The sequence below is a fragment of the Saccharospirillum sp. genome, from assembly GCF_040881935.1.
Taxonomy (GTDB): domain Bacteria; phylum Pseudomonadota; class Gammaproteobacteria; order Pseudomonadales; family Natronospirillaceae; genus Saccharospirillum.
Genome location: NZ_JBBECH010000094.1, coordinates 1 through 9,709, shown reverse-complemented (window position 1 = coordinate 9,709; position 9,709 = coordinate 1). Strand labels below are relative to the sequence as shown.

General features: G+C 55.5%; 10 protein-coding genes. 5 read left to right on the top strand and 5 right to left on the bottom strand.

All coding sequences use genetic code 11. From position 1 onward, the window contains the following. Positions 1–54: 54 nt before the first annotated feature. The 3 genes from dxs to WEB54_RS17360 form a co-directional block, all read right to left on the bottom strand. Positions 55–1,941 carry a 1-deoxy-D-xylulose-5-phosphate synthase gene (gene dxs / locus WEB54_RS17370; protein WP_368056827.1) on the bottom strand — a complete coding sequence of 629 codons (1,887 nt, stop codon included), beginning with the start codon at positions 1,939–1,941 and terminating at the stop codon, positions 55–57. A gap of 132 nt (positions 1,942–2,073) precedes the next feature. Further along, positions 2,074–2,958 (bottom strand): polyprenyl synthetase family protein, encoded by an 885-nt coding sequence (locus WEB54_RS17365; RefSeq protein ID WP_368056826.1) that lies wholly within the window; start codon positions 2,956–2,958, stop codon positions 2,074–2,076. 12 nt (positions 2,959–2,970) lie between these two features. After that, positions 2,971–3,204 (bottom strand): exodeoxyribonuclease VII small subunit, encoded by a 234-nt coding sequence (locus WEB54_RS17360; protein WP_368054261.1) that lies wholly within the window; start codon positions 3,202–3,204, stop codon positions 2,971–2,973. Positions 3,205–3,617: 413 nt separating this feature from the next. Here WEB54_RS17360 and WEB54_RS17355 point away from each other — a divergent pair, with 413 nt between their 5' ends. Next, on the top strand, positions 3,618–4,691 hold the full coding sequence (locus tag WEB54_RS17355; protein ID WP_368054263.1) for a TRAP transporter substrate-binding protein: 1,074 nt from the start codon (positions 3,618–3,620) through the stop codon (positions 4,689–4,691). A gap of 51 nt (positions 4,692–4,742) precedes the next feature. Here WEB54_RS17355 and pfkA read toward each other — a convergent pair whose 3' ends face one another. Further along, positions 4,743–5,705, bottom strand: a complete 963-nt coding sequence (gene pfkA, locus WEB54_RS17350) for a 6-phosphofructokinase (RefSeq protein WP_368056825.1) — start codon at positions 5,703–5,705, stop codon at positions 4,743–4,745. A 513-nt stretch (positions 5,706–6,218) separates the two neighbouring features. Here pfkA and WEB54_RS17345 point away from each other — a divergent pair. Both WEB54_RS17345 and WEB54_RS17340 read left to right on the top strand, forming a co-directional pair. Beyond that, the gene (locus WEB54_RS17345) at positions 6,219–6,845 is read left to right on the top strand and encodes a sigma-70 family RNA polymerase sigma factor (RefSeq protein WP_368056824.1); all 627 of its coding nucleotides are present in this window, start codon (positions 6,219–6,221) and stop codon (positions 6,843–6,845) included. Beyond that, positions 6,842–7,066, top strand: a complete 225-nt coding sequence (locus WEB54_RS17340; protein ID WP_368056823.1) for a zf-HC2 domain-containing protein — start codon at positions 6,842–6,844, stop codon at positions 7,064–7,066. Before WEB54_RS17345 ends, WEB54_RS17340 begins: the two co-directional genes overlap by 4 nt. Positions 7,067–7,187: 121 nt before the next feature. Here the strand turns inward: WEB54_RS17340 and WEB54_RS17335 are convergent, their stop codons facing one another. Next, positions 7,188–7,742 (bottom strand): carboxymuconolactone decarboxylase family protein, encoded by a 555-nt coding sequence (locus WEB54_RS17335; RefSeq protein ID WP_368056822.1) that lies wholly within the window; start codon positions 7,740–7,742, stop codon positions 7,188–7,190. 95 nt (positions 7,743–7,837) lie between these two features. On the opposite strand from WEB54_RS17335, the gene WEB54_RS17330 reads away from it, so the two are divergent. After that, the gene (locus WEB54_RS17330) at positions 7,838–8,716 is read left to right on the top strand and encodes an AraC family transcriptional regulator (RefSeq protein WP_368056821.1); all 879 of its coding nucleotides are present in this window, start codon (positions 7,838–7,840) and stop codon (positions 8,714–8,716) included. A gap of 304 nt (positions 8,717–9,020) precedes the next feature. Next, a partial coding sequence (locus WEB54_RS17325) for a flavodoxin family protein (RefSeq protein ID WP_368056820.1) occupies positions 9,021–9,709 on the top strand: 689 nt, incomplete at its 3' end.

Here is a 9,709-nt window from a genome sequence, read left to right as displayed (position 1 = left end):
CACGTCCGGATCTGCAAGGGGGCGGCCGTGGTAACATTGCCGTCTACCCAACAGTTATAAGATGCTCAAACGGCGCTCAATCGCCGCCTGAATTCCGGGTGCATTCAGCCCGGCGCTCGCCAGCAAATCCTGTGGTTTACCATGGTCGATGTAGGTATCTGGCAAGCCCAGTTGCAACACGGTTGTGGTCAGGCCAGCATGGTGCAGGCATTCGGTGACTGCAGACCCTGCGCCACCCTGTATGGCGTTTTCTTCAATGGTAACGATCAGGTCATGGGTGCGAGCCATGTCCAGAACTCGTTCATTATCCAAAGGCTTGATGAAGCGCATGTTAACCAGAGTGGCGTCGAGCGTATCGGCAGCGACTTGTGCAGGGGCGACCATACTGCCAAAAGCCAGAATGGCGACTTTTTTGCCCTGGCGCAGGGTTTCGGCTTTGCCCAGAGGCAATGCCGTCAGCGCCTCTTCAATGGTTGCGCCTGGCCCGGAGCCACGTGGGTAGCGCACAGCGGCAGGACCGGGGTGGTGATAGGCGGTGCTGAGCATCTGGCGGCATTCGTTTTCATCTTTAGGCGCCATGATGACCAGATTGGGAATGCAGCGTAAAAAGCTCAGATCGAAGCTGCCGGCGTGTGTTGGGCCGTCTTCACCGACCAGGCCGGCGCGGTCGATGGCGAAGGTGACATCGAGATTCTGAATGGCGATGTCGTGAATCAGCTGATCGTAGGCGCGTTGCAGGAAGGTTGAATAAATGGCGATTACCGGTTTGGCGCCCTGGCAAGCCATGCCAGCGGCCAGGGTGAGGGCGTGCTGCTCGGCAATGGCGACATCGAAATAGCGTTTCGGATAGTGCTCGGCAAATGCTACCAGGTCGGAGCCTTCGCGCATGGCGGGGGTAATGCCCATCAGTCGGTCATCGTTACTGGCCATGTCGCATAGCCACTGGCCGAATACGTTGGAGTATTTCGGGCCTACGGGTTGTTTGGCAACCGGCTCCACGTCTTTCTTTTCCAGCTTGGTGATGGCGTGGTACTTGATCGGTTCGTTTTCGGCCGGGGTGAAGCCCTTGCCTTTCTGGGTGGCTACGTGCAGAAATTGCGGCCCGTTGAACGTCTTCAGATTGCGCAGTGTATGCACCAGTTCAATGACGTCGTGGCCGTCTACCGGGCCGACGTAGTTGAACCCGAGTTCTTCAAACAGAGTGCCGGGCGAGACCATGCCTTTGACATGTTCTTCGGCCTTGCGCGCAAACTCGAGAATAGGCGGCAGGTTCTGCAGCACTTTTTTACTGTTCTCGCGCATGTGCGAGTAGGTTTTCGATGAGAAAACGCGGGAAAAGGTTTTCGACAGGGCGCCGACGTTTTCTGAGATCGACATGTCGTTGTCGTTCAGCACCACCAGCATGTCAGCGCCGTCGTGACCGGCGTGATTCAGGGCCTCGAACGCCATGCCAGCGGTCAGGGCACCGTCACCGATGACCGCCACACTCTGGCGCGGAATGCCGAGTAACCGGTCGGCAATCGACATACCCAGTGCGGCTGAGATGGACGTGCTGGAATGGCCAACTCCGAAGGTGTCGTATTCGCTTTCATCCCGTTTTGGAAAAGCGGCCAGGCCTTGCGCCTGACGCATGCTGTTCATGCGCTCGCGCCGTCCGGTCAGAATCTTGTGGGGGTAGGCCTGGTGGCCGACATCCCAGACCAGAGACGCTTTGGGTGTTTCGTATACGTAATGCAGCGCGATGGTCAGTTCCACGACGCCCAGTCCCGCCCCGAAATGACCTCCTGTCTGACCGACGCTGAACAGCAGAAATTCACGCAATTCATCGGCCAGGCGAGGCAGTTCATCCAGCGTCAGCAGGCGCAGGTCTGCGGGCGTGTCGATGGTATCCAGCAGCGGCGTGACCGGTCGTAGTTTGGGAATGTGAGTAAAAACCTTCATGAAAATGCGCTTACCTGCCTGTCGAGCCTGTCCCTGCAGCGGAACCAGTGATGATCGTTATGATTATAGAGCATCCCGGCCTGTCGCAGCCGGGCTCGGCATTGTAACGGAAAGCCCCGCCAGTCCCTAGTGTCAGTGGTCTCTACTGAGCACATAACCGGTCAGTGCTCGCAGCGGCGAATCATGGTTGATGTCCAGTTGGTCGAGCACCGTCAACGCCGCCTCTGTCTGCTGGCGTGCTTCATGTCGTGCGCCGTCAAGGCCGAGCAATTGCACATAGGTGGATTTATTCAACGCTGCATCGCTGCCCTGCGGTTTGCCGAGGGTCGCAGTGTCGGCCGTGACATCAAGAATGTCGTCGGTGATCTGAAAGGCGAGCCCCAGCGCCTGACCAAAGGTTGTCAGGGCACTGCGGACCTTGGTGGACAGTGGCGTGTTGGTGCACAGGGCTCCCAGGTTCAGGGCCGATTCGATCAGGGCACCGGTCTTGAGTCGGTGAATGCGGGCCAGGTCGTCGAGCCCGAGTTGCTGGCCTTCGGCCTGTAAATCGAGCATTTGCCCAGCCACCATGCCTTCGTGCCCAGCCTGTCGGGCGAGCGTACTGATCATCGCCAGGCGGGTGTCGGCACTGAGTTCAGGCGCCTGGCTGAGGTGTTCATAAGCCAGACTTTGCAGGGCGTCGCCCGCCAGTATAGCCGTTGCCTCATCGAAAGCGCGGTGGTTGGTGGCTTTGCCGCGACGCAGGTCGTCATCGTCCATGGCTGGCAGGTCATCGTGAATCAGGCTGTAGACATGCATCATCTCCAGCGCTGAGGCCGGGTGCAACCAGCTGTCCGGTAGCGCACCGAAGCTGTCTGCCGTGGCACGAACCAGCGTTGGACGCAGCCGTTTGCCGCCATCGAGCAGCGAATACCGCATGGCTTCGACCAATCGTGTTGCCACCGGCTGCTGCAGTAAGCCACTGAGGTGGTGTTCGAGGCGTTGGCGGGTGTCGATCTGAAAAGACGCAAAGGTCATCGCGGCAGGGGCTCACTCAGAGTCGGTTAACGGGGCAAGCTGTTCCTGGCCGGGCTCGCCCAGCAAAACCTGTACGGTCTGTTCCGCCTGATCGAGCGCAGACTGGCATTCTCGCGTCAGTTTTATGCCGTGTTCAAAGGTCTTCATGGCGTCGTCCAGTGACAACTCACCGGATTCCAGCTGGCTGACCAGGGTCTCCAGCTGGCCCATTTTGGCTTCAAATGATTCGGTTTTGATGTCGGTCATGTCGGTATCCTGGGCTGCGGTGGTCGCGTAAGGTACGAGGGCCAGTCTGAGGGGTCAACCATTAGGGGTCAGCCGATATTTTACACTCTACTCGCATTCTTTTCCCGAATCGGGCGTTTTTACAGTCAAGTAATGATGTCGAATTTTATTTTATAATGTGATCTGTCTCTCGATTCCAGTATGGAACGCTGCGTCCAGTCATGGGTGCGTCGTACCCTGGGTAGGGTAACGGTAATCTCCATCCAGGCTGAGAATTGTTGTCACAACGGTTTGGCCCAACCGACGATCAAAACTTATTACCGAGCAGGTTGCGCCTGTTGGGTAATAATCACCTCTAACAACAACGAATGCGACTGAGTCATTTATCGGCTAAAGCTGTTGGTGACCTGTCTGATGTAAGGAGCGCTCAAAGTATGAAGGATAGCAACCACCGGTTATCTGTGAATTCGGGCAAGCGTTTGCCCCTGGTTTTCCTGGCAATAGCCGGTTTGGCAAGCCTGACAAACACGGCTCAGGCGGAGGAGTTCCAGTTTCGGTTGCATCACTTTTTAGGTCCTGATTCCCCGGCTCAGAAAGTTCTGTTGGAGCCGTGGGCCGAGCGTATCCGCGAGCAGAGTAATGGCCGCATCGATATCAGCATCCATCCGGGTATGTCGTTGGGCGGCGCACCGCCGTCATTGGTTAATCAGGTTGAATCCGGTGAGGTGGATATGGTGTGGACGCTGGCTGGCTACACGCCCGGGCGGTTTCCCCGCACGGAAGTTTTCGAACTGCCTGCCGTTCATTTTCGCAGCGCCTACGCGACCAACCGAGCCATTTTCGCCAATTTTGATTTGATTGAAGCCGACTACAAGGGGTTAAAGCCCCTTCTGGTCCACGTTCATGCCGGTAATGCGATCCATATGGCCGGGCAGGATGTTACTGAGCCCGCTGATTTGCGTGGTCTGACCATTCGTACCCCCTCCCGCACCGGTGGCTGGTTGATTGATGCCTGGCAGGCTGAACAGGCTGCAATGCCGGCACCGCGTATCCGTGACGCCCTGGCTGATGGCAGTATCGATGGTGCCCTGATCCCGTTTGAGGTGTTCTCCTCAATCGGCCTGGAAGGGCTGGTAGGGCATTCGGTGGTTGGGGCTGATGGCAGTCGTTTCGGTACGTCCGTCTTCTTGTTTTTGATGAATCAGGATCAGTTCGATGCACTGCCTGCCGATCTGCAGCAGGTCATCGACGACAACATTGGGCTCGATTTCGTGAAGGAGATGGGCCTGGCCTGGGATGATCTCGAGGTACCGGGTCGTATGGTGCAGTACGAGAATCTAACCAAACTTCCGGTTGATGATATATACGCCTTTGAAGACGTCAGTGAACAGGTGGTACAACGCTGGATCCGTGAGGTGACGTCGCAGGGCATTGATGGACGCGAACTGGTGGACGAAGCACGCCGGTATATCGCCCGTTATTCACGCATTATTACCACTCTCGATTAACCTTTCATGCGACCAGATCCCGGACGGGCAAGTCGTCCTCCGGGTTAGCCCTTATGCCAGCAACTTGGTCAGGTCGTAGAGGTCCTGTTTGAATGGGCGGGGCATGTTTTCGATGGCATCGATAATGTCGTGATGCACCAATCGATTGCTCTGCAAACCGACACACCGGCCGCCATGGCCTTCCAATATCAGATCCACCGCATAGGCGCCCATTTGGCTGGCCATCACCCGGTCGAACGCACAGGGTACGCCGCCGCGCTGGATATGCCCGAGAATCGTCGCCCGGGTTTCAAGGCCTGTTCTAGCTTCGATGCGTTTTGCCAGGGCGCTGACGTCCGTCACGTGTTCGGTAATGGCAATAATGGAGTGCTTCTTGCCAGCGATGACGTTGTTGGCAACGGTCTTGATCAGTAATGCTTCGTCAAACCCTTTTTCCGGCACAATGGTGTATTCGGCGCCCCCCCCGATTGAGGCCATGATGGTCAGATCGCCGCAGTAACGACCCATGATCTCGACGATGGAGATGCGGTTGTGAGATGAACAGGTGTCTCGCAGCCGGTCTATGGCATCGAGCACGGTGTTCAGGGCGGTGTGAAAGCCAATGGTGTAATCGGTTCCGGCGACATCATTGTCGATCGTTCCGGGCAGGCCAATACACGGAAACCCCATCTCACTCAGGCGTTTGGCGCCCATGTAGGAGCCGTCACCACCGATCACCACCAGGGCGTCGATGTCGTGTTTGCGCAAATTGTGGATGCACTCGCGCCGAACGGACTCTTCTTTGAATTCCGGAAACCGGGCCGACCCTAAAAAGGTGCCGCCCCGGTTGATCATGTCTGACACATCCTGGCGTTGCAGCGGCTTGATCCGATCCAGATGCAGGCCGAGGTAGCCGTCCCGAATGCCGTAAACTTCCAGATCTTTAACGATGGCATTGCGCACCACGGCCCTGATCGCCGCATTCATACCCGGCGCATCGCCACCGCTGGTTAACACTCCGATTTTTTTAATCATGGCTGCACAACCTATAAAGGCTCCGGCTCACTGGGTTCGCCAAGTGAGCTAACCCCGTGAACCGGGCAGAAGAAGAGAATTCATAACGCAGAATGTAACAAAATTACAGGTTCTGTGGCGAGTTTTTACCGAAGGGAGTGGTGGCAGAATACGTGATGGGTACCGGGTAGGCCTATACGGGTGGTGCGACACCCGCTCGGCGTGAACCCTCCGGTCTCCCAGACCGCCATCAAGCCCTGTCCGATACCCGCTGGCGCCAATGATCAGTGTAATGGCGATACTCCAATCAGGACCCCGGACCAGGAAAGCAGCAGGCCGCCCAGAGACCGGAACAGCAAAGTAAGTGTTGATGTCATTGGGTGGCCTTCGGGTCATTCTTAAGCAGTAACTGTAAGGAAAGTGTCGCCCATACGACAAAACCGGGTCGACCTTGTAGTCTTTGCTGTCTGAACACTGAATCCATCGTCGCCCGACTGGGTTCAGGCAAACCATAAAGCATCAGGGAAACGACCAATGGGAGATACCATTTTGCCCGGGGAGACAAAGGTAGAAAAATCACCGGCGAACCATTTAACCGACTCCGTTTTTCTAGAAGATTTGCGCCAGCAAATGCTCAAATTCGCTGTGCTGCAACTCGATAATGAGGCTCAGGCCGAAGATGCCGTGCAAGAGGCGCTGATGGGAGCTCTGAAAAATGTGGCCTCGTTTGAGCGAAAGGCGGCGCTGAAAACCTGGGTATTTGCCATTTTGAAACATAAAATAACGGACCTGTTGCGTTACCGGCAACGTTGGGTGGATGTAGAAAAACCGCAGGGCACGATGGACGATGATTCAAGTCCGTCAGTCTTTGATACACGTGGCTTCTGGCATCAGGCAGATCGCCCCAACCGCTGGGCCCAGCCGGTTGAAGCTATTGATGATGCACAATTCTGGCGAGTTTTCGAAGCCTGTCTCGAACACTTACCGCCTGCCCAGGGCCGAGTGTTTATGATGCGGGAGTTTATAGAGCTGGACAGTGACGAGATCTGCCAGTCGGTTGAAATCAGCACCACCAATCTGCATGTTCTTTTGCACAGAGCCCGTTTACGCCTGCGCCAATGCCTTGAAGTTCACTGGTTTGCCGAGGAAGCACCGTCATGATGAATTGTGAGCAAGCGACTCGTTTAATGTCTGACTCTCGAGAGCGGGAGCTGTCTATCCGTGAGCGAGCGGCAATAAAGATGCACAATCTTATGTGCAGCGGTTGTCGTAATTTCAATGTGCAGGTTGAACAGGTGGGGCAGATGGCACGCCGGTTTGCCAGGGAAAATGATGAAGTGACTGGTGAGCCAGCCGAGAAAGAAAAAGACAATAACAACTAAGCTATTCAGATTTTAAAATCTGCTTTTTGATGTCTGGTCGGTTCTTGTTTTCCATTTTAGTCTCTGGCCGGGTCGACTTTACAGGTCGACCCGGCGTTGTTCAGTTCAGGTACTGATCAGTTTACGAGGCAGAGGGCGGGGCCCAGGCAAATGATTCAAGCTCGGGGTTCAGCGCCGGCTGCGTCAGGTGGTTGCTGTAGTTTGACAGTGTTTTCAGGGCGACGGCTGTCAACACATCAAACACGGCCGCTTTGCTGAAGCCAGCGTCAACAAAGGCTTGCACGTCAGTATCGCTGGCCCAGCCACGCTCACGAACCAGAGTCTGGGTAAAGGTGACCAGGGCCGCTGCTTTCGTGTCGGCCGGTGTTTGCCCTGCTCTGATCGCTTCAATGGTACTGGCATCGACCTTGGCCATGGTGCTGCCGGCGCTGTGAGCGGCGACGCAGAAACGGCACTGGTTTTCGACGCTGGTGGCCAGCAGTGCAATTTGCACTTCCTGTGGTGTCAGGCTGGAATCCGCCAGCAAGCTGGTCAGTTCGTTGTAGGCTTTGATGGCCGTTGGTGATTCGGCCAGGTAGCTGTACAGCGTCGGCACAAACCCCATCTTGTCTTTTACGCCCTTCAGTAAGGTGGCACTGCTTTCTGGGGCGCTTTGTTCAGTATGTTCGGTAAACATGGTATTTCTCCTGCTGTGACTGTGATGCCTATCGTAGGGCAAAGATTGATCTGATATAGTTCAATTTGTATCTATTAGTTGCTTAGACGTATCAGATGTCTTCTTTTGACGATTATTTTCGATTGCTCCAATCCAGTTGCACGGTCTATCACAACCAACAGATCTGCGGTGACTGGACCCTGACCGAACACCGCTTGGGCCAGACCTGTTTTCACCTGGTAACCTTCGGCCAATGCAAGCTTGAGGTAGGTGACAGCAATGAGCTGCTTGAGCCGGGTGACATTGTCCTGTTTCCACGTGAATTACCGCATCGCCTGCGGCCGGTGGAGCCGTCCGGTGGTGCGGTTCAGCGCCTTCCCGTAACCCTACCCCGCTTGCCCGACAGCACTGGGTTGCTGTGCGCCGAGATCCGCTTTGAGCATGCCGCCTCGACGACCCTGCTCGACACCTTGCCGGACTATCTGGTCATTAGGGCCCAGTCGGCTGAAGCCGCTGATGTTCGGCCAATTCTGGCAGAGCTTATGCGCCACAGCCTGAACAGCGGACCCGGAGGTGCCGTGGTGGTGGATCGATTGGCTGAGGTGGTCTTTATGTTGATGTCGCGTCAGGTATTGAAGCAGACGAACGCGGATGTGTTTGCCGCCTACCTTCATCCGGTACTGGGGCCGGCCTTGAGTGCGTTTCATGATTCGCCCGACCAGCCATGGACACTTGCGCAGATTGCGCAGCGGGCTCATGTCAGCCGGGCCAGTTTTTCGCGACTGTTCAAGCGAGTCAGTGGTCGCACCTGGAACGACTATCAACGGTGGTGGCGTATGCAGCTTGCCTGGGTTTTATTGAATCAGGGCGAGTCGGTTTTTGCTGCAGCGCTGTCTGTTGGGTATCAGTCAGAGGCTGCATTTTCCAGAGCGTTCAAACAACAGTTTTTGGTCAATGCCGGTCAGGTGCGTCGCCAATCAACCGGGCCAGCATAGAACCACCGTCTGTGATGTGGGTTTCTGCCGGATCTTTCTGGCCAGCGGCGCCGGGCCTGCTCGTCATGACCTTGTTTATTCAATTGACGGTGTTCCCAACCTGGGGCCATTGGTGAAACCCAGCTGCCTGGTGGTTCGTGATGTTGTTCGGAATCCTAGCGGCCGGGCCGGGAGCGCTGTCACTGGATCGATTGTTCAAGCTGGAGACAAAACGAAGTTAAGCTTCTGTCATGTAAACGCAATAATCGCCGATTATGAACTACAGTGTTACTTGTGTTGCATACCATTGGAAGGGAGCATAATCATGACTTTAAATGAGAAACAGAAAGACCTGTGTAAGAATCATAGTTTTGACTTTTCCGACCTGAAAGCGCTTTTTATTAACTGTACCTTGAAACCATCGTCAGAGTTTTCTCACACAGAAGCACTGATGAAAGTGCCGCAAGCCATTATGACCGCCAATCGCGTGTCGACAGACATGGTTCGCGCGGTCGATTTAATATTGCCGCCCGGTGTGTATCCCGACATGCGCGAGCACGGATTTGAGCGCGACGATTGGCCGGTGCTGTGTGAAAAGGTCATGGCATCCAACATCCTTGTTGTTGGTACGCCGATCTGGTTGGGCGAGGAGTCATCGGTTTGTCGGCGCATAATCGAACGGTTGTATGCTGAATCCGGTAAGCTTAACGATCGTAATCAGTCTGTTTATTACGGTCGTGCTGGCGGCTGCATTATTACCGGCAACGAAGACGGTGTAAAACACAGTTCGATGTCCATCCTGTATGCACTGCAACATCTTGGCTATACCATTCCACCACAGGCCGACGCCGGGTGGATAGGCGAAGCCGGACCGGGGCCATCCTACGGTGATGAAGATTCCAACGGGCCGGAAAATGACTTCACTCAGCGCAACGCCACTTTCATGAGTTGGAACCTGATGCATATGGCGCGAATACTCAAAGATGCCGGTGGAATTCCCGCTCACGGCAACGA